The sequence below is a fragment of the Pedobacter jeongneungensis genome, assembly GCF_039538295.1.
GTDB lineage: Bacteria > Bacteroidota > Bacteroidia > Sphingobacteriales > Sphingobacteriaceae > Pedobacter > Pedobacter jeongneungensis.
In genome coordinates this window covers 665,640-686,371 of sequence record NZ_BAABBY010000001.1, presented here as the reverse complement: position 1 = coordinate 686,371, position 20,732 = coordinate 665,640, and the positions used below count along the sequence as shown (strand labels likewise).

The 20,732-nt window shown below is 37.0% G+C and carries 20 protein-coding genes and 5 tRNA genes; 5 read left to right on the top strand and 20 right to left on the bottom strand.

Going from position 1 to position 20,732, the window contains the following annotated elements; translation table 11 throughout:
• Positions 1–47: 47 nt before the first annotated feature.
• The 16 genes from rpoB to rpsU all read right to left on the bottom strand — a co-directional run bounded on the left by rpoB (position 48) and on the right by rpsU (position 11,484).
• Entirely contained in the window at positions 48–3,851 is a 3,804-nt protein-coding gene (rpoB, locus tag ABD769_RS03055; RefSeq protein WP_344849292.1) for a DNA-directed RNA polymerase subunit beta, read from the bottom strand.
• Positions 3,852–4,009: 158 nt separating this feature from the next.
• Positions 4,010–4,387, bottom strand: a complete 378-nt coding sequence (rplL, locus tag ABD769_RS03050) for a 50S ribosomal protein L7/L12 (protein WP_025143257.1) — start codon at positions 4,385–4,387, stop codon at positions 4,010–4,012.
• Positions 4,388–4,453: 66 nt separating this feature from the next.
• On the bottom strand, positions 4,454–4,975 hold the full coding sequence (gene rplJ / locus ABD769_RS03045) for a 50S ribosomal protein L10 (RefSeq protein ID WP_025143258.1): 522 nt from the start codon (positions 4,973–4,975) through the stop codon (positions 4,454–4,456).
• Between the two features lie 2 nt (positions 4,976–4,977).
• A complete protein-coding gene (rplA, locus tag ABD769_RS03040; RefSeq protein WP_025143259.1) occupies positions 4,978–5,676 on the bottom strand; it encodes a 50S ribosomal protein L1 in 699 nt (232 codons plus the stop codon).
• Positions 5,677–5,696: 20 nt separating this feature from the next.
• A complete protein-coding gene (gene rplK, locus ABD769_RS03035) occupies positions 5,697–6,140 on the bottom strand; it encodes a 50S ribosomal protein L11 (protein WP_010601094.1) in 444 nt (147 codons plus the stop codon).
• A 318-nt stretch (positions 6,141–6,458) separates the two neighbouring features.
• Positions 6,459–6,998, bottom strand: a complete 540-nt coding sequence (gene nusG / locus ABD769_RS03030; RefSeq protein ID WP_025143263.1) for a transcription termination/antitermination protein NusG — start codon at positions 6,996–6,998, stop codon at positions 6,459–6,461.
• Between the two features lie 9 nt (positions 6,999–7,007).
• Complete coding sequence (gene secE / locus ABD769_RS03025) at positions 7,008–7,205, bottom strand: preprotein translocase subunit SecE (protein ID WP_025143264.1); 198 nt, start codon at positions 7,203–7,205, stop codon at positions 7,008–7,010.
• 110 nt (positions 7,206–7,315) lie between these two features.
• Positions 7,316–7,386 (bottom strand) — tRNA-Trp (locus ABD769_RS03020).
• Between the two features lie 56 nt (positions 7,387–7,442).
• On the bottom strand, positions 7,443–8,630 hold the full coding sequence (tuf, locus tag ABD769_RS03015) for an elongation factor Tu (RefSeq protein WP_025143265.1): 1,188 nt from the start codon (positions 8,628–8,630) through the stop codon (positions 7,443–7,445).
• A 125-nt stretch (positions 8,631–8,755) separates the two neighbouring features.
• Positions 8,756–8,827: transfer RNA gene (locus ABD769_RS03010), tRNA-Thr, on the bottom strand.
• 79 nt (positions 8,828–8,906) lie between these two features.
• Positions 8,907–8,982: transfer RNA gene (locus tag ABD769_RS03005), tRNA-Gly, on the bottom strand.
• A gap of 81 nt (positions 8,983–9,063) precedes the next feature.
• Positions 9,064–9,146 (bottom strand) — tRNA-Tyr (locus ABD769_RS03000).
• Positions 9,147–9,185: 39 nt separating this feature from the next.
• A tRNA-Thr gene (locus tag ABD769_RS02995) sits at positions 9,186–9,258 on the bottom strand.
• A 626-nt stretch (positions 9,259–9,884) separates the two neighbouring features.
• Positions 9,885–10,232 carry a ribosome hibernation-promoting factor, HPF/YfiA family gene (gene hpf / locus ABD769_RS02990; protein WP_025143266.1) on the bottom strand — a complete coding sequence of 116 codons (348 nt, stop codon included), beginning with the start codon at positions 10,230–10,232 and terminating at the stop codon, positions 9,885–9,887.
• Between the two features lie 14 nt (positions 10,233–10,246).
• Positions 10,247–11,128, bottom strand: a complete 882-nt coding sequence (locus ABD769_RS02985) for a tyrosine-type recombinase/integrase (protein WP_344849286.1) — start codon at positions 11,126–11,128, stop codon at positions 10,247–10,249.
• A 161-nt stretch (positions 11,129–11,289) separates the two neighbouring features.
• Complete coding sequence (gene rpsU / locus ABD769_RS02980; protein ID WP_025143268.1) at positions 11,290–11,484, bottom strand: 30S ribosomal protein S21; 195 nt, start codon at positions 11,482–11,484, stop codon at positions 11,290–11,292.
• 166 nt (positions 11,485–11,650) lie between these two features.
• On the opposite strand from rpsU, the gene ABD769_RS02975 reads away from it, so the two are divergent.
• Positions 11,651–12,037, top strand: a complete 387-nt coding sequence (locus tag ABD769_RS02975; protein ID WP_344849283.1) for a hypothetical protein — start codon at positions 11,651–11,653, stop codon at positions 12,035–12,037.
• Between the two features lie 92 nt (positions 12,038–12,129).
• On the opposite strand, the gene ABD769_RS02970 is transcribed toward ABD769_RS02975, so the two are convergent.
• The 3 genes from ABD769_RS02970 to ABD769_RS02960 all read right to left on the bottom strand — a co-directional run bounded on the left by ABD769_RS02970 (position 12,130) and on the right by ABD769_RS02960 (position 15,094).
• The gene (locus ABD769_RS02970; RefSeq protein ID WP_344849281.1) at positions 12,130–12,303 is read right to left on the bottom strand and encodes a DUF6496 domain-containing protein; all 174 of its coding nucleotides are present in this window, start codon (positions 12,301–12,303) and stop codon (positions 12,130–12,132) included.
• 327 nt (positions 12,304–12,630) lie between these two features.
• Entirely contained in the window at positions 12,631–13,785 is a 1,155-nt protein-coding gene (locus ABD769_RS02965; protein ID WP_344849280.1) for an acyl-CoA dehydrogenase family protein, read from the bottom strand.
• A 409-nt stretch (positions 13,786–14,194) separates the two neighbouring features.
• Complete coding sequence (locus ABD769_RS02960; RefSeq protein ID WP_344849278.1) at positions 14,195–15,094, bottom strand: ComEA family DNA-binding protein; 900 nt, start codon at positions 15,092–15,094, stop codon at positions 14,195–14,197.
• A 95-nt stretch (positions 15,095–15,189) separates the two neighbouring features.
• On the opposite strand from ABD769_RS02960, the gene ABD769_RS02955 reads away from it, so the two are divergent.
• The 4 genes from ABD769_RS02955 (at position 15,190) to ABD769_RS02940 (ending at position 19,318) form a co-directional block, all read left to right on the top strand.
• Positions 15,190–16,941, top strand: coding sequence for a bifunctional lysophospholipid acyltransferase family protein/GNAT family N-acetyltransferase (locus ABD769_RS02955; RefSeq protein WP_344849276.1), 1,752 nt, complete (start codon positions 15,190–15,192; stop codon positions 16,939–16,941).
• Positions 16,942–17,295: 354 nt separating this feature from the next.
• On the top strand, positions 17,296–18,477 hold the full coding sequence (locus tag ABD769_RS02950) for a hypothetical protein (RefSeq protein ID WP_344849274.1): 1,182 nt from the start codon (positions 17,296–17,298) through the stop codon (positions 18,475–18,477).
• Positions 18,478–18,612: 135 nt separating this feature from the next.
• Positions 18,613–18,888, top strand: coding sequence for a hypothetical protein (locus tag ABD769_RS02945; protein WP_344849272.1), 276 nt, complete (start codon positions 18,613–18,615; stop codon positions 18,886–18,888).
• 115 nt (positions 18,889–19,003) lie between these two features.
• Positions 19,004–19,318 carry a hypothetical protein gene (locus ABD769_RS02940; protein WP_344849270.1) on the top strand — a complete coding sequence of 105 codons (315 nt, stop codon included), beginning with the start codon at positions 19,004–19,006 and terminating at the stop codon, positions 19,316–19,318.
• A gap of 104 nt (positions 19,319–19,422) precedes the next feature.
• Here ABD769_RS02940 and ABD769_RS02935 read toward each other — a convergent pair whose 3' ends face one another.
• Positions 19,423–20,610 carry a M57 family metalloprotease gene (locus ABD769_RS02935; protein WP_344849268.1) on the bottom strand — a complete coding sequence of 396 codons (1,188 nt, stop codon included), beginning with the start codon at positions 20,608–20,610 and terminating at the stop codon, positions 19,423–19,425.
• Positions 20,611–20,732 lie beyond the last annotated feature (122 nt).

The following is a 20,732-nucleotide window of genomic DNA, read 5'->3' as shown; positions in this document are numbered from 1 at the left end:
AATGAAAGTTACCCATCATTTAATCATTCACTCATTCTTTCATTCAATTAGTCTAACGTAATATCTAAACCTAAACCACGTAACTCATGTACCAATACGTTGAACGATTCTGGTACACCCGGAGTTGGCAGGTTTTCACCTTTAACAATGGCTTCGTAAGTTTTGGCCCTTCCGATTACATCATCCGATTTAACGGTTAAGATCTCCTGAAGGATGTTAGCTGCACCGAATGCCTCTAATGCCCAAACCTCCATCTCACCAAAACGCTGACCACCAAACTGGGCTTTACCACCCAATGGTTGTTGTGTAATTAATGAGTATGGTCCGATTGAACGGGCGTGCATCTTATCATCAACCATGTGACCTAGTTTCAGCATGTAGATAATACCTACTGTTGTAGTCTGATCGAAACGCTCACCTGTTAAACCATTGTATAAGTAGGTTTTTCCTGAGGCAGGAACACCGGCTTTAGCAATCCATTCTTCCACTTCGTCATGAGAAGCACCATCGAAAATCGGGGTTGCAAATTTAACACCCAACTCCTGACCTGCCCATGCTAAAATGGTTTCGTAGATCTGACCAAGGTTCATACGTGAAGGTACACCCAGTGGGTTCAACACGATATCAACCGGGCTACCGTCAGCTAAGAAAGGCATATCTTCATCACGTACAATACGTGCAACAATACCTTTGTTACCGTGGCGACCTGCCATTTTATCACCTACTTTTAATTTACGTTTTTTAGCAACATAAACTTTTGCCATCTGTACAATTCCCGATGGAAGCTCATCACCTACACTGATCGCAAATTTATCGCGTTTGTAAGCTCCAAGTTCTTCGTTAACACGGATACCGTAGTTGTGAAGCAACATTTTAATTAACTCGTTTTTATCATCATCAGTTGTCCATTTGTTAGGGCTGATGTGGTTATAATCAAGTTCTGCTAAAATTTTCTGTGTAAATTTAGCGCCCTTAGCAACCAATAATTCTTTGTAAATGTTAAATACACCCTGAGATGTTTTTCCGTTTACGATAGTGAATAATTTGTCTACTAATTCTGCTTTTAATTTCTCAGTGATATTGTTATATCCTTTGTCTAATTTCTCAATTGCCGATTTTTCTTCAGCTTTTGTAGTTTTCTTAGCACGGCTGAATAATTTAGTATCAATTACCACACCCTGGATTGAAGGAGGAGTTTTTAAAGAAGCATCTTTAACATCACCTGCTTTATCACCAAAGATTGCACGTAGTAATTTCTCTTCCGGTGAAGGATCAGATTCTCCTTTTGGAGTGATCTTACCAATTAAAATATCACCTTCTTTTACATCAGCACCAATACGGATAATACCATTTTCATCAAGGTCTTTAGTAGCCTCTTCAGAAACGTTAGGGATATCTGGTGTTAATTCCTCTTCTCCACGTTTAGTATCACGTACTTCTAATTCAAACTCTTCAATATGCAGTGAAGTGAAAACGTCATCACGAACAATACGCTCGTTGATTACAATCGCATCCTCAAAGTTGAAACCCTGCCAAGGCATGAAAGCCACTTTCAGGTTTCTACCTAATGCCAGTTCACCGTTTTGAGTTGCATAACCTTCGCAAAGCACTTGTCCTTTAGTAACTTTCTGACCTTTTCTTACGATTGGTTTCAAGTTGATACAAGTATTCTGGTTGGTTTTTTTGAACTTAATTAAACGGTAAGTTTTGCTGTCACCTTCAAATGAAACTAAACGATCATCTTCGTTACGCTCATATTTAATGGTGATTTCGTTAGCATCTACATACTCAACAATACCATCACCTTCTGCATTGATCAAAGTTCTTGAGTCACGAGCAACGCGACCTTCTAAACCTGTACCAACAATCGGTGCTTCAGGACGTAACAAAGGCACGGCCTGACGTTGCATGTTCGATCCCATCAAAGCCCTGTTCGCATCATCATGTTCTAAGAACGGAATTAACGAAGCAGCAATTGAAGTAATCTGGTTTGGCGCAACGTCCATTAAGTCTAATTTCTCAGGCTCAATAATCGGGAAGTCACCCTCATAACGCGCTTTAACACGTGGTGTGGTAAAGTTACCTTTATCATCATACTCTGCGTTGGCCTGAGCGATGGTTTTACCATCTTCATCCTCTGCAGATAAATAAATAACGTCTGAATCTACAACTACTTTACCTTCTTCAACACGTTTGTATGGTGTTTCAATAAAACCTAAATTGTTGATTTTTGCATGCACACAAAGTGACGAAATCAAACCAATGTTCGGTCCCTCAGGAGTTTCAATGGTACATAAACGACCATAGTGGGTGTAGTGAACGTCACGTACCTCGAAACCGGCACGCTCACGTGATAAACCACCTGGACCTAAGGCCGATAAACGGCGTTTGTGCGTGATCTCTGCCAATGGATTTGTTTGATCCATAAACTGAGATAACTGGTTAGTACCAAAGAACGAGTTGATCACAGATGATAACGTACGGGCGTTAATCAAATCAGTTGGTGTAAACACCTCGTTATCGCGGATGTTCATACGCTCACGGATAGTTCTGGCCATACGGGCTAAACCTACACCAAATTGTGCGTACAATTGCTCACCTACCGTACGTACACGACGGTTAGACAAGTGATCGATATCATCTACCTCTTCTTTTGAGTTGATCAGCTTGATCAGGTATTTTACAATTGCAATAATATCTGCTTTTGTTAATACTTTAACCTCATCAGGGGTATTCATTTTTAATTTACGGTTGATGCGGTAACGACCAACATCACCTAAATCGTAACGTTTATCCGAGAAGAACAAACGATCAATGATACCACGTGCAGTTTCCTCATCAGGTGGTTCTGCGTTACGCAAAGCACGATAGATGTTTTCAACAGCTTCTTTTTCTGAGTTCGATGTATCTTTCTGTAATGTATTATATATAATGGTATAATCAGCCTGACTTGCGCCATCTTCTTTTGATAAGATGATGCTTTTTACGCCAGCCTCAATAACCATATCGATGTGTTCGTCTTCTAAAACGGTTTCTCTTTCAAGAATCACTTCATTACGGTCGATAGAAACTACCTCACCAGTATCTTCATCAACAAAATCTTCAACCCATTTTTTCAATACCCTTGCAGCCAGTTTACGACCGATATATTTCTTTAAACCAGATTTGCTAACTTTTACTTCGTCGGCAAGATCAAAAAGTTCTAAGATATCTTTATCAGAATCGTAACCGATAGCACGTAATAAAGTGGTAACCGGGAATTTTTTCTTACGATCGATATACGCGTACATCACGTTATTAACGTCTGTAGCGAACTCGATCCATGAACCTTTGAAAGGAATAACACGTGCTGAGTACAATTTGGTTCCGTTGGTGTGACGGCTCTGGCCGAAGAACACCCCTGGAGAACGGTGTAATTGCGAAACGATAACACGTTCTGCACCGTTGATAACAAACGTACCTTTTGGTGTCATATACGGGATAGTACCTAAGTACACATCCTGGATAATGGTTTCAAAATCTTCATGTTCTACATCATTACAAGAAAGCTTAAGCTTTGCTTTTAATGGAACATTGTAGGTTAATCCACGCTCAATACACTCATGTATATCGTAACGTGGCGGATCAACAAAATAATCAAGAAACTCTAATACGAAGATATTTCTTGAATCTGTTATTGGAAAGTTTTCAGCAAACACTTTAAACAAACCTTCGCTTGAGCGATCGTCTGAAGTGGTATCTATCTGGAAAAATTCTCTGAATGATTGCAATTGCACATCCAGAAAATCCGGATAGTCTATAATGTGCTTACTAGTTGCAAAATTTACTCTTTGTTCGACTGTCTTTGCCAATGGACTAAAAGATTTTAGTTTAAGAATAAACTATTTGTTTGGTTTCGTTCCTTAACCATGCTCATTAACCAAACAAAATGAGATGTTTATAAACAGGTAAAGACACCGACATTTTCAGTCGGTGTCTAATACATTTTTAGCTTAGCTAAGTTAAGTGATTACTTAATCTCAACTACTGCTCCAGCTTCTTCTAATTGTTTTTTAAGAGCTTCTGCTTCGTCTTTAGCAACACCAGTTTTTAATTCTTTTGGTGCTCCGTCTACTAAGTCTTTAGCTTCTTTCAAACCTAAACCAGTTAAGTCTTTAACAAGTTTTACAACTGCTAATTTCTGACCACCAGCTTCTTTTAAGATTACATCAAAAGATGTTTTTTCTGCAGCAGCAGCAGGTGCATCACCACCAGCAGCAGGACCAGCAACTACAGCAGCAGCTGCAGGCTCAATACCATACTCATCTTTTAAGATTTGAGCTAATTCATTAACTTCTTTTACTGTTAAGTTTACTAATTGCTCAGCAAACGCTTTTAAATCTGCCATTTTATTAAGATTTTAAAAATTTACGTGTGTAATAATTTTGTTTAATTTGCGAACTTAAGGTGTTCGTTAACCTTCTCTTTCCTGAAGAGTTTTAACAATTCCTGCAATTTTGTTACCGCCTGATTGAAGCGCAGATAGCACGTTTTTAGCTGGTGACTGTAGTAATCCAACGATATCGCCGATAAGCTCTTCTCTTGATTTCAAGCTTACCAGGTTATTCAACTGGTCGTCGCCAACATATACTGATGAATCTATAAATGCTGCTTTAAGCACAGGTTTATCAGAAGTTTTTCTCAAAGCTTTAATCAACTTAGCCGGAGCGTTTGCTGTTTTTGAGAATAATAATGATGATGAACCTTTAAGCGCTTCGTATATCTCAGAAGCATCGCCTTCTAAACCTTCAATCGCTTTGCGGATTAAAGAGTTTTTAGCAACCTTCATTACGATATCACCTTCGAAACATTTGCGGCGGATGTTATTGATCTGCTCAACAGAAAGGCTAGAAGTATCAGCAATATAAAAATTGCCAAACTCTTGCATTTGTCCTTGTAGTTCTAAAACTACTTCGTTTTTTTCTTCTCTGTTCATGATTAGATCCCCGCTACTGATTTTGTTTCAATTGCAATTCCAGGACTCATTGTAGAAGACACGTGAATGCTCTTAAAATAAGTTCCTTTTGCAGCAGATGGTTTTAATTTAGAAATTACCTGAATGATTTCAAGTGCATTCTCATAAATTTTATCTGCTGGGAATGATACTTTTCCTATCGAGGCGTGTATGATACCCGTTTTGTCTACTTTAAAATCAATTTTACCTGCTTTAACCTCTGTTACAGCTTTACCAACTTCGTTGGTAACTGTTCCTGATTTTGGGTTAGGCATTAAGTTCCTTGGACCTAAAACACGGCCCAATTTACCTACCTTAGCCATACAAGCTGGTGTAGTGATAATAATGTCTACATCGGTCCAACCACCTTCAATTTTAGCTACATACTCGTCTAAACCTACGAAGTCTGCGCCAGCTGCTTTTGCTTCTTCTTCCTTATCAGGAGTTACTAAAGCTAAAACACGTACAGTTTTACCTGTTCCGTGTGGTAAAGTAGCAATACCACGTACCATTTGATTGGCTTTACGCGGATCTACACCTAAAGATACATCAATATCAACTGAAGCATCGAATTTAGTAGTAGTGATTTCTTTTACCAAAGCAGCAGCATCCTTCAAAGTATAAGCTTTACCAGCTTCTATTTTAGCATGTGCCTTTTTTTGATTTTTAGTTAATTTCGCCACTGTTGTAAACTGTTTTTTAATTAATTGTTCCAGGGTGCGTCACCAGAAACGGTGATTCCCATACTGCGTGCTGTACCGGCAACCATACTCATTGCAGATTCGATTGTAAATGCATTTAAATCAGGCATTTTATCTTCAGCAATAACTTTAATCTGGTCCCAGGTCACCGATCCAACTTTTTTACGGTTAGGCTCAGCAGAACCACTCTGTAATTTAGTAGCATCTTTTAACTGGATAGCTACAGGAGGGGTTTTGATGATGAAATCGAATGACTTATCAGCATAAACAGTAATTACAACTGGCAATACTTTACCTGCTTTATCTTGGGTACGAGCGTTGTACTGTTTGCAAAACTCCATAATGTTCACCCCTTTAGCACCTAATGCAGGTCCTACTGGTGGCGATGGATTTGCCGCTCCGCCTTTGATCTGTAATTTGATCATTGCACTGACTTCTTTTGCCATTTTGTGTTTTTTGTTTATTTAAAACTCAATGTTAAATATTGGAAGCATGTAACATTTATTTTCCTTAGGGCTCCTATAAAGCTTAAAGGACTGCAAAGATATGGATTAACTTACAGTAAAACAATAGTATCGACAAAATTTAATTATTAAATATTTGTGATCCTGTTAAATGATAATCCTTAATAAAAAATAAGTTAAGAACTTATTGGTATTTAACGGTTAACAAGCTATAGTTATTGTCCGTACTTAATTTGATAGAAGGCATAAAAAAAGCCCCGAAGTAAATCCGGGGCTTTATAAATATTTTTGATAATATTATTACTCTTTTTCTACCTGCATGTAGTTAAGCTCAAGCGGGGTTTTACGTCCAAAGATTTTAACCATTACTTTCAGTTTTTTCTTCTCTTCGTTTACCTCTTCGATAATACCTGAGAAACCGTTGAAAGGTCCGTCCATTACTTTAATGCCTTCGCCAACATAATAAGGAACATTCATGGTCTCCCCTTGCTCGCTCATTTCATCAACCACACCTAAAATACGGTTAACTTCTGCCTGGCGCATCGGGATCGGGTTACCAGCTTTATCGCCTAAGAAACCGATAACACTATTAATACCTTTAATGATATGCTCTAATTCCCCATCTAATGTAGCTTCGATTAAAACATAACCAGGATAAAAGTTACGTTCTTTGGCAATTTTTTTACCATCTTTCATCTGGTAATATTTTTCCATTGGTATTAACACCTGAGGAACCAAATGAGAGAAACCTAAACGGCTGATCTCAGCATCAATGTACTGTTTTACTTTCTTTTCTTTACCGCTAACAGCCCTTACAACGTACCACTTTAGATCGCTCATTAGAAAAAATTAATTAGAAAGTGATTTATAAAAAGTATCCAATACAAATGTAGACCCTTTATCCATTGCAAAAATTACCAGTGCAATAATAAGGGAAGCTACCAAAACAAGAATTGCAGAACTTTGAAGTTCGCCCCAAGTAGGCCAGGTAACCTTATTGGTCATTTCATCGTACGATTCTTTTATAAACTCAACTACTTTAGCCATATTAAAATTATTGAATGACTGAATGAGTAAATGAGTGAATGATAATATCCGAAAGTTGCCCCTTCAAATTCAATCATTCACTCATCTAAATACTCAATCATTATATTAAGCACGGGAACAAGGATTCGAACCCTGATCAAAGGTTTTGGAGACCTCTATTCTACCGTTGAACTATTCCCGTGTGTATAAAAAAGAGCTAGCCTAAACCAGCTCTTTTTATATTGTTATAGCTTAAAATTAAGCTAAGATTTCAGTTACCTGACCAGCACCTACTGTTCTACCACCTTCACGGATAGCGAAACGTAGACCTTTTTCCATTGCAATCGCGTTAATTAATTTAACAGTGATTGTAACGTTATCACCTGGCATTACCATTTCAGTTCCTTCAGCTAGTGAGATCTCACCAGTTACGTCTGTAGTACGGAAATAGAATTGAGGACGATATTTGTTGAAGAATGGAGTGTGACGACCACCTTCTGCTTTTGACAATACATAGATCTCAGCTTTGAAATCAGTGTGAGGAGTTACTGAACCTGGTTTACAGATTACCATACCACGACGGATATCAGTTTTCTCAATACCACGTAACAATAAACCTACGTTATCACCAGCTTCACCATAATCTAAGATCTTACGGAACATCTCAACACCAGTTACTGTAGATTTTAAGTTCTCAGCACCCATACCTAAGATTTCAACAGGATCTCCAGAGTTGATTACACCACGCTCAATACGACCAGTTGCTACAGTACCACGACCAGTGATCGAGAATACATCTTCAACAGGCATTAAGAATGGAAGATCAGTTAAACGTGGAGGAATTGGAATGTAGCTATCAACAGCATCCATTAATTCCATAATTTTTGCTACCCATTTAGCATCTCCGTTCAAACCACCTAAAGCAGAACCTTGAATAACAGGAATATCATCACCAGGGAAATCGTAGAACGATAATAATTCACGAACTTCCATTTCTACTAATTCTAATAATTCAGGATCATCAACCATATCCACTTTGTTCATGAATACAACCAATGAAGGTACACCAACCTGACGAGCCAATAAGATGTGCTCACGAGTTTGTGGCATTGGACCATCAGTAGCAGCAACAACGATAATAGCACCATCCATTTGAGCCGCACCTGTAACCATGTTTTTAACATAATCCGCGTGACCTGGACAATCTACGTGTGCGTAGTGACGGTTTGCAGTTGAATACTCAACGTGCGCAGTATTAATTGTAATACCTCTTTCTTTTTCCTCAGGAGCTGAGTCAATTGAATCGAATGAACGTGCCTCAGATAAACCTGCATCAGCTAAAACTTTTGTAATAGCTGCTGTTAAAGTTGTTTTACCGTGATCGACGTGACCGATTGTACCGATGTTTAAGTGCGGTTTACTACGGTCAAATTTTTCTTTTGCCATTTTATTTATAACTAATTAGTAGGTTAACTTTTTATTAATTTTATTTATTGTTTTGATGCAATGCAACACAAAAAACCTTGTCTACCCTGCATATTAAACAGATTTAACAAAGCTTTATTATCCTGAGCCAACTATGGGAATTGAACCCATGACCTCTTCCTTACCAAGGAAGTGCTCTACCGCTGAGCTAAGTCGGCTTTTTAGTTTCCAGTTCCAGCCTTTTGTTTTAACTAAATTAAAACCGCAACCAATAACTGCCCACTTTTCTAATTTTATTGGAGCGGAAGACGAGGTTCGAACTCGCGACCTATAGCTTGGAAGGCTATCGCTCTACCAACTGAGCTACTTCCGCTTTTAAAAACTAGTGATTGATTAAATGAAAGAATGAGAGATTTATTCTATCATTAAAACATTTGGTCATTCATTTAAAGTGTGGGGAGAGAAGGATTCGAACCTTCGAAATCTTGCGATAACAGAGTTACAGTCTGTCCCATTTGGCCGCTCTGGAATCTCCCCATCTTTTACTTTAAAATGCTAACACTTTAAAATAAAAAGAGCCTCCTATCGGAATCGAACCAATGACCTACTGATTACAAGTCAGTTGCTCTACCAGCTGAGCTAAGGAGGCTTTAAATTTTGTGCAATGATACGAAAAATCTTCATTTTTCATACTATTAACGTGTTTTTTTAAAACTTTTATCTTTTTAAAGAACAACCCTTTTTTTCCTGGCTTAACACCGTTTCCGAAAGGGAATGCAAATATACACACTTATATTTCACTTCAAAATAAATTTGAAAAAAAATAGTGAAGTTATTTTAATTGACAACCATTATACCGATGAAGAAGCTTAATAATCAATCTCTTAAAATGGAATATTTTTTTTCATTTTTTTGTGCCCGTAGCCCTCAAAAACATGATTGGGATCTGTAATCACAATTATTGGCGGATAATAACAATTGAATTAATTTCAATAAAAGTTAAAATTAATGTAGCGAAGCTGATTTTTTTAAAGAGAATCTGATGAAAAACTGATTTTGATTTATAGAAATCTGCGCAGAATGCATTCAGTTTCTTTAATTTTAAAAAAATCGTCATCTCCTGGAAAGATCTCCCGACTACGTTGCAGTCCGCTCGGGATGATGATGCTAAAGGAAGTTATCTTTTCGATTTTCCTCGTTCAACGGTCTCTTCAAACAAAAAGAGCGGCACATTTAACTGTACCGCTCCTTTAAATTTATATAATTTTATGCTTATTAATAATCAGCCGCTTCGCTTTCGCTTAAAATTGCTTTATGCTCACTTAATTTAGCACGCGTTTTATCCTTATGTTTAGTGATCTGTTTCCTTAATGATTCGATGGCCAGATCAGTGGCTTCTTCAAATGATTTACATTGTTCTTTAGCAAACAAGGTACCCCCCGGCACAATAAGTTTAATTTCGCTAATCTTATTGGCCTCGTCCTCTACGTTCTCTAACTTTAAATACACTTCGCCGCTAATGATCTGGTCAAAAAACTGATCGAGCTTATTTGCCTTCTTTTGTATAAAATCTAACAACTTACTGTCTGCACTGAAGTGGATTGATTGAACTCCGATTTTCATTTTTCCTCCTTTTTTTACGCCTTTGGATGGGCTTGTTTATAAATTGTTTTTAATCTTTCGATTGAGTTGTGCGTGTAAACCTGGGTTGCTGCCAAACTGGCGTGACCCAAAAGTTCTTTAATCGCATTTAAATCTGCTCCTGCGTTTAACAGGCTTGTTGCATAGCTATGCCGCAACACGTGGGGACTTTTCTTTTCATTGGTTGATATGTGGTTTAGGTATGAGGTAACAATACGGTATATTAATTTCGGATATGCCGCTGCACCTGTATTGGTAACGATTAATATAAGTAAATTGTTATTAAAGTTTTGCAACTTTTTTAGTCCGATATAGGTATTTACCTGATTGATAAGCTGTTTATTTATAGGAATAATCCGTTCCTTATTTCTTTTACCCAACACTTTTATCGTTCCCGAATAAACATCGATATCTGTATCTTTCAATTGCAACAGTTCGGTTAAACGCATGCCGGTTCCAAACAGCAGTTCGATTACCAGGTGATCGCGAACAGAGGGAAAACTTTCATTAAAATACTGCTCCGAATCCAGCAGATGATCCATTTTTTGTGCATCAACAAATACCGGTAGCCTTTTAGGAATTTTAGGTGCCTTAATTAAAGCACTTGGATTTTGATCGATCTTTCCGGAACGGTGTAAAAACTTATAAAAACTTCTTAATGCAGAGATTTTTCGGTTAATGGTATTTTCTGAATTTTCTTTTTCCATCAGCTCAACCAGGTAACTTCTCAGGTGAGTGTGTTTAACTTCAGGAAAATCAAGTTCTGATGCCTTAAGAAATTCTTCAAACTGATCTAAATCGGTTTGATAAGAAGTAATGGTGTGCTGAGAATAGCGCTTCTCGTGGGTTAAATATGTGATAAAACTTTTTAGCAACATTCAATATCTTTTTACGGCCATTGATATGAAGTTACAAATTGTTTTGATATAAAGAAATCATTAATTAATTGTTTATTGTAAAGTTTTGGATTTCTTTTAAAACAGAAAAGCCTTCCCGATTTTACACTGGGAAGGCTTTAATACATTTATATCGTGAACAACTATGAAGTTGTATCCAGATTCATATTCTGAATGTAAACAGCATGTTTAATTTCAGTACGACGAGCAACGGATTTTTTCTCGTATGCTTGGCGACTACGTAGTTCTCTCAATACACCAGTTTTTTCAAACTTTTTCTTGAAACGTTTAAGGGCTTTATCTAATGATTCGCCGTCTTTAATGTTGATAATGATCATAACGCTGAAATACCTCCTCTCGTGGTTTTTAAATTTTCCCGTGTTAACGGGCTGCAAATGTAAGCAAAATATTGAAAACGAGAAAGATTTATAAAAAGAATTTTTATTTAAATCATTAGTTAAACTTATGTGTTGTTTAGCTACATTTATATATACATTATCATATATGACAACAGGCAAAAAAGTAGGTTCAATTATCGCAGTTATAGTTGTTATCGTATTAATCGCAATTTGTTACTACCGCTATTTCTTTGTGTTTGGCGAAGGGGTGAAAGCAGGTGAATTAAACTATGTGGTAAAAAAGGGCTATGTGTTTAAAACGTATGAGGGCAAATTAATCCAGAGCGGGATAAAATCCAGACAAACAGGTACCTTACAAAATAATGAATTTGAATTTTCTATCGCCAATAAAGAAATTGCAGAAAAAATGATGGCCAATAGCGGAAAGTTTTTCGAATTACATTATAAAGAGTATAAACATACCCTGCCCTGGAGAGGATTTAGCGTTTACGTAGTAGATAGCATTTTAACTACGAAAGATTTACCGGAGTAAGCTGAAAGTCTAGAGACTAAAGCTAAAAGCGTTACAGGCACGAAGCAGAATTACTTATAAGTGATCCTATTTGGTCTTTCAGCTTTAGTCTTTTAATCTTTCTTAGGTACCTTTGCTCCTTCTTTTCTGGCCTCTGATAATCCGATGGCAATTGCTTGCTTTTTGGAGGTTACTTTTTTGCCCGAGCCGCTTTTAAGCTTACCTTCTTTCATTTCGTGCATGGTTTCTTTTACTTTATCACCAGCTTTTTCTGAATATTTTGCCATGTTTTTAGTTTATTAGTTTAATGGTTAATTGGTCATTGGTTTAAGAATGGTTAATCGGTTAATTGTTTAAATCGATTAACTGGTTCAAGCGCCAAACTAACTTTAGTCATTAGTCATTAGTCATTAGTCATTAGTCATTAGTCATTAGTCATTAGTCAAAACATTGATTCCGGTTAGGAGGTTTTGAAAATTTTAACAAAAAAAATCCGGAGGTGGTTAAACCGTCCGGATTACTCATAATATATTTGGTTTTTAATAAGGTTGAAGGTGTAGGATGTAAGGTATAAGGTGATCGGCATTTGCCTTAAACCCTAAACCTTATACTTTTTACCCTTGCAATATTTCTCTGGCGATTACAATCTTTTGGATTTCGGAGGTGCCCTCGCCTATTGTACATAATTTACTGTCACGGTAAAATTTCTCTACCGGAAAATCTTTGGTGTAACCGTATCCGCCGAATATCTGCACGGCTTCTGTGGCTACCCTTACCGATACTTCTGAGGCAAAATATTTAGCCATGGCCGATTCCTTTGTCACAGGTAAATGCCTGTTCTTTAAGTCAGCTGCCTGGCGGATTAATAATTCTGCAGCCTCAATTTCAGTCGCCATATCAGCTAGTTTAAAACTGATGGCCTGAAAACTTGAGATCGGCTGGCCAAATTGCTGGCGTTGTTTCGAATAAGCTACTGCTGCATCAAAAGCACCTTTTGCAATACCAAGAGCCAATGCAGCAATAGAAATCCTGCCACCATCTAAAACTTTCATAGCCTGTTTAAAACCTTCGCCAACATTGCCCAATAAATTGGCTTTCGGTACACGGCAGTTATCAAAAATCATTTCAGTAGTTTCTGAAGCACGCATCCCCAGTTTATTTTCCTTTTTTCCTGCCGTAAAACCAGGCGTACCGCGTTCTACCACAATGGCCGAAATCCCTTTCGAATTTCCCTGCTCCCCTGTTCTTACCATTACAACGGCAACATCGCCGCTTTTGCCATGGGTAATCCAGTTTTTTGCACCGTTTATAATATAATCATCGCCGTCTTCAACAGCAGTAGTCATCATTCTTAAAGCATCCGAACCGGTGTTCGCTTCGGTTAAACCCCAGGCACCAATCCATTCGGCAGTTGCCAGTTTAGGTAACCATCTTTGTTTTTGCTCCTCATTGGCAAAGGCTAAGATATGGCCTGTACATAGCGAGTTGTGTGCCGCCAATGATAAACCGATTGAGCCACATACACGGGCCACTTCTACAATTACATCAACATATTCCTGATAGCCCAAACCCGAGCCACCAAATTCTTCGGGAACCAAAACGCCCATCAGGCCCAATTCTCCAAGTTGCTTAAACAGCGCTACCGGAAAATGCTGTGCCTCATCCCATTCCATAATATTTGGACGAATGTTTTTCTCTGCAAAATCGCGGACCATAGCCTTTACATTCTGCTGAGTTTCTGTTTCTGAAAAATCGAAGCTCACGCTCATTAAATTTTATATTTTAAGTTAGTTCGGGGCAATTATAATCAATTATTTGATAGTTAGTTACCATTAAATATTTGCGCAATTACAGAATGAAATGGTATTTGGTTCATTTAGTTTATGGGTTAAATTTTAAACCCTGAAAAAGATTAAAAAAGATTTTTTTATTTTTTTAATAAAAATCTGCGAATAATCAGGAGAATGATGATTTTTGATTGATATGGTGAAATTCCACGAAACTTTCCTACGGAACGAAACGCAAACAACCAATGGTTATTTGCTACCCGGATATCGTCCCTAACGAAACGGCAAGCTTTCATACTGATTTAAGGTAAGATTGTTTTTGGGTGTATTACATTGTAGCCGGAAACCACAATTCCTCAGCAAGGTTAAATCCTTATACCATATTCGATTTCTAAAAAGAAATATAGGGTGCAATTTTATCGATCACCTGCTGATTTAAAATGGCTATCTTTTTTAAATCAGCTACATTTGAATAGTTGCCGTGTTGTTTACGGTATTGAATAATGGCGTTAATCTGTTTATAAGAAAGGTATGGATTCCTTTTTAGATCATCAAAAACCGCCGTATTGATATTGATTGTTTTTAAAGGGACACTACTTATCGAAATCTGGTCTTTAATTTCGGCATATTTAACAGAATCTAAGCCATAAACTTCCATTAATTGTTCTTTTTTATAAAAACCACCCAAACGCTCCCGGTATTTAATAATCCTTTTTGCAAAAGCAGCACCAATTCCCTTTATTTCATCCAATTTTGCAGAATCAGCCTGGTTTATATCAACAATTACCGGTGCTTTTTTAACATATTCTTTCTTTTCAAATGGGAAATATTTTTTGGAGGTATTTACATCCTGATCTGCAATTTTAACATAGGGCAAAATCTTTTTATACATTTCCGGAGAAATGGTGTACATTTTCTGCAGATCTTCAGGCTTAAAAAATTTCCCGCCTTTACTGGTGTAATTAATAATTGCTTTAGCCTGTTTTGGCGATAAACCCAAAGCCTGCCAGCCATCAGCATTTAAAGTATTGGGATCAAAATTAAACAGCTTAATTGTTTTTTCTGGATAAGAATTCTCAATCCTGTCGCGGAGGTTGCCTGCATATTTTTCATCAGCAACGGTTATTTTCTGAAGCTGCGCTAAAAGATTTGGGTCGTCTTTTTCTATCTGCCGGGTATAACCATATATAACAGGTATTGCCTTAAGTACCATAATAATCAGGATCAGCAACAACAATCCGTTGAACTCACCTTTACTAAAACCGAAATATTTATTCAGCCAAATTCTCATTGATGCGATATGACATGTGTATTATAAATATAAATCTTATTTTTGGGATTGCAAAACTGAGCAGGTTTTGCCTATCAACAACCTAAGAATTTTATATGAAGATCATAACAACGTCCGAATTTGCTAAAGCAACGAAGATAGATAAGCTAGGTGTACCGGGTTTGGCAGGTTTGATGATGGAGATCATGAAACTGAATGATATCAATGATGTATTCGCTCAAAATCAACACTTTAAGGGTTTAGAGTTTGTAGATAAAATATTGGAAACCATTGGTGTTTCGATCGAATTTGACGAGGATGATTTAAACTGCATCCCTAAAACGGGTCCGTTTATTGCCATAGCAAATCACCCTTACGGCGGTGTAGAAGGTCTGGCTCTGGTTAAACTTTTATGTACGGTGAGGCCTGATGCCAAAGTGATGGTAAATTTCATATTGAAAAAAATCCCTAACCTTGATGAATTTTTTGTGGCGGTTAATCCTTTCGAAAATGTTCAGCATTCATCAAGCATCAGTGGTTTAAAAACAACTTTCGATCTGCTTAGAAATGGAACACCGATCGGCATTTTTCCGGCTGGAGAGGTTTCTACATTTAAACTGGATGCACAGCAGGTAACCGACAGAATGTGGCACCCTGTGGTTGGAAAACTCATTGCAAAAGCAAAAGTTCCGGTGGTACCCATCTATTTTCATGGCAATAACGGTGTTTTCTTTAATATCTTAAGTTTTATACACCCAACTTTACGTACGGCAAAGCTTCCATCTGAATTTTTAAATAAACACGGCCGTACCATCAAAGTAAGGATTGGTAAGCCGATTGCGATTTCTGAAATCTCGCACATGAACAGCAGCAATAAGTTAATGGACTTTTTAAGGGCCCGTACTTATGCTTTGGGTGTTGGACTGGATACGGAGAAAAAGCTTTTTAATCCCTTAAACTTATTCAAAATTAAAAAGAAACCGGTTGAGGTAATTGAAGAAACTTCGAGGGTTTTAATTAAAGAAGAAGTAGAAAAACTAGAGGATTTTAAGGTTTGGACGGAAAAAAACTATGAAGTATATATCGTACCAACCTTAAAAATTCCAAATATTTTAAGAGAGATTGGCCGTTTACGCGAAATCACTTTCCGCGAAGTTGGTGAGGGCACAAACAAGAAAATCGATCTTGACAACTACGACATTTATTATAACCATTTATTTATCTGGGATAAGGACCTTGAAAATATAGTAGGTGCTTACCGCATTGGTAAAGGCGATGAGATTTTAGAAAGTATGGGCCGCCGTGGTTTCTACCTTTCGGAACTTTTTAAAATGAAAGATCAGTTTTACCCGATGTTGAGGCAAGGGATTGAACTGGGCCGGTCGTGGATCAGAAAAGAATACCAGGGTAAACCACTTCCATTGTTTTTGCTTTGGAAAGGAATTTTAAAATACCTGATCGATAACCCGCAGTACCGTTACATGTTCGGGCCGGTAAGTATCAGCAACAATTTTTCGAAATTCAGCAAGGCTTTAATTGTTGATTACATTACCAAAAACCATTTCGATTACGAGATGGCAAAATATGTTAAACCGAGAAATAAATTTAAGGCCGATTTATTGCCTATCGCAACTGATACATTGGTTGATAGCAGTGAATCTTTCAAGGATTTAGACAGTATTATTGGCGATATTGAAAACTCGCACATCAAAATTCCGGTATTGTTAAGACAGTATATGAACCTGAATGCGAAAATTATCTCTTTCAATATTGATCCTAAATTTTCAGATTGTTTAGATGGTTTCTTAGTGGTGGATACACATAATATTCCACCAGAAATGCTGGAAAAACTTGGCAAGAACTTATAATTTAAGGCAATAAAAAAACCCAGACATCCATCTGGGTTTTTTATTATCAACTAACCTAAACTTTATAAATACTAACCAAATATTTATGCCACAAAAGTATGGTCAGCTTGTTAAATTGGTATTAATGAAATGTTATTTATAGAATATTTAATATTACGAGCATGATTACAAATCACATTTCAATAATTCTTTAATTGTGTTTAAAATTTATTGAAAAGCTGACCCCATGTTAATTTATTATAAAATGTGATTAGCTGCTTAACATAAAGAAATTGTTGCTTTTGCATTAATAATAGGTAAATTTAATGTAACCAAATATGGCGTGGTTTGAAAAGAGGGATCTGCATATATTTTTTGAATATCTTTTTGTTCGTTAGCCTGGTGTTGAGTACCACCATCGCAAAGGGACAGAACTACACTTTCGATTTTTACAACGGAACTTTCAATTTCAGTGCAGATTCAACGGTTAATCTTCCGGTATCAAAAACAGCAAATGCAGCTGAGGTTTCAAAATTCTACACCATGATATCATCAGGCAATTATACCCCATTGGTTATTTCACTTAAAAAGTATCAGGAAAAGTATAATTTAAACGATTGGATCTATTACCAGCTCATCCGTAAAACGGCAGAACTAATCAGCCCGAAAGCCGATAATTATTTCCGTTATACGTTATACAAATGGTTTTTGCTCAGCAAATGCGGTTACGATGCAAGGTTGGCTGTGGGCAATAACCAGGTTATTTTTTATGTCAGAAATGAGGAAGACATCAGCGATATTCCATTTTTTATAATTGAAGGTAAAAAATACATGTGCCTGAACTATCATGATTATGGAAAATTGTTTAAACAGGCCGACGTTTACAAACCAGTTAAAATTTCAATTCCTGAGGCTAAAAATCCTTTCTCGTATAAAGTTACGCGTATGCCCGATTTCAAGCCGGAAAACTACCAGGAAAAAGACATCGAGTTTAGTTATCGTCAAAAAATACATCATTTTAAACTCAAAGTAAATGAGGATGTGCAGGCTATTTTTAAAAACTACCCGATAGTCGATTTTGAAAGTTATTTTAATATCCCGTTAAGCCGAGAAACTTACAGCTCGCTTATTCCTACTTTAAAAGAAAATTTAAAGCACATGGATCAGAAAAAAGGGGTTGATTATTTGATGAGGTTTACGCGTTACGGCTTTTTATACGAAGATGATGATGAAAATTTTGGTAAAGAAAAACGTTTCTCGCCAGAACAGACATTATTAAGTACCTACAGCGATTGCGACGACCGGGCAGCACTCTTTTTCTACCTGGTAAAAGAAATATATAACCTGCCTATGATTGCCTTACTCTACCCCAAACATTTAACCATTGCTGTACAGTTTGACAAACCTGTTGGTGAAGCCATTACCTATAAAGGTAAAAAATACTCTTATTGCGAGCCTACCCCACAGGCGCAGAACCTGAAAATCGGACAGCTCTCCTCAAACCTGAAAAACAGTAAATTTGAGGTGGTATATGCCTATGAGCCCATTAAACGATGATATCTGACGTTTTAATATTAATTTAATGTTAATTAATTGTTTAATCAATGTTATCTTATTAAAAACACGCTGAATGAAAGGCTATTTGCATTACTTTTATTTTTTAACTGATGTTAAAACGTAAACGATATCCTTATGTCTGCAGTCATATATACCATTTTAAAAGAGTTTTTTGTCGAAATTCACCAGCATCAGGTTAAAGCCAGGATCATGTCGCCGATTAATGATGACAGTGTGTTTATTTTTCAGACCAGCTTATATTATAAAAGCAAAAGCGATTCTGATCCTAATCAACCGGCTTCTACCTTTACTTCGTATGCAAATGCAGAAAGGCACCTGCTTCAATACCTGGAAGAGTTTCAGAATACTTTAGACCTTGGCGGGCATGTAGCGGAAGGGGCTAAAATTTAGCCTTGCATTAACTAAAATATTATACATGTTAACTCCAAACCAATTAGTTAACAAAATCATAATATTGATTTAATTTTCCGATAACATATCTTTGGAAATATCCATTTTAAGTTCGATGAAAAAAAATAAATCAAAATCAAGAAACCATTCAGCAGGCAAGAAAGTACGTAAAGAGTTAGAAACAAAATTGGCTGCAGCTTTCGGCGAAGTGGTATCAGCTTATGGCAAAGCAAAAAAAGCAGATAAAGTAATCGGAAAATTTGCCAAACAACTGGCTAAAAAAGTTACGATTTCTGCTACAGAAGATTCAATTACCCCATTTATTAAGGAAGAAAAAACTGCTCCTGTAGTTAGCAAAACAAAGCCGGCTAAAACTGCTGCAGTAAAAACACCTAAAAAGGAACTGGTAGCTGAGAAAACGGAAGGCTAGTGAATAAATTTTTATAAACGCATATTAATTAAAAAGCATTGCAACTTTGTGATTGTTACAATGCTTTTTTATGTTTATTTAATTAAAGGCAAGATTATAACTGATTAATTAAAAGTAATGGTTTGTCTTGCCCATTCTCCTGTGCACTCTAAGCCAACCAATCTGCACTCTAAATAATAAGTGCCGGGTGTACCATACGACCATTCTTGTTGTGGCGAATTACTAAAAGTGCTTACCGGCAACACCACATTTAAACTTTGATCTAACATTCTCCACTCGTAGTAACCGCTATCGTACATGGCACCAGCTGTGCTAATTACCGTACTGCCTGCAGAATTGCTAGATGGGCCATTGATTACATTTTTAAAGGTACTTACAAACGGAGTGGTTACGGGCGGATATAAATACTGGGCAGCGATTACATCATAGGAAGAAAAACCTGTCCAGCCTCTCGAAGTGCCTAATCTACCTGAGTTCATTACAGAATTAGGATCTGCTGACGCAGCGCCGGTTGAGGGTGTACCAGGTGTTGCATTCACGCCAACATACCTACCATAGTTATCGTAATTACCTTCTCCGCTGTAATCTGTATGACGCAAACCCAAACAGTGGCCAATTTCGTGTATCAGCATAAATACATCCTGTTCATGGCTTCTTGGTATGCCATTGTTGGCACCTGCACTGTTAACATTATTGGTAATATGATTCACCCAGATGTTGGCGCCTGCCTGCCCATCATTAGTTGGAAAATCAGCTTGTCCAAATGCACCGGTTCCCATATCTAACTTTTTAACGGTAATATGAGGCGTAACAGAACTGGTATATGGTGCATAAAACTGGTTATAAGAATGGATTAAGTTAATACGACAATTGCCTATTGCATTCCATGCAGCCACAGCTTCTCTAATTGCATAAAACCACCTGGTATCGAAATCTTCCTGGGTGATAATCACATTGGTGAGGTTTCCCTGAATTAACTGATTGGTGTGGCCTTGCGCTATTTTACCGCCAGCATTGGTTGCTTTTTCTGCAATTTTAACTGTAGTTAACGATTTCTTTGAAATTAAGATATCACCTTCTACTACATAGTAATCGCCAGATTCTTTGATGCCATCGGTTGCAAAACCAAGTTCTTTAATTTTAGCGAGCGCATTGGGCTCAACTTCAACTTTGTTATCGGGAGCTATAACAGGAGTTTCAGATTTTTTACACGAATAGATGCTTAAAGTTAGCATCAAAAATGCGAAGCACATTGTCCTTGAGAATGAGCTTAAAATAGATGATTTTTTCATGGATGATTTTTTTATTCTAATTTAACCATCTCAATATTAATGCATTATAAACAAATCATTAATTTTAATATTATAAAACAGACAAAAAAATTAAAATAATAAGTCAATTTAAAATAATTAAA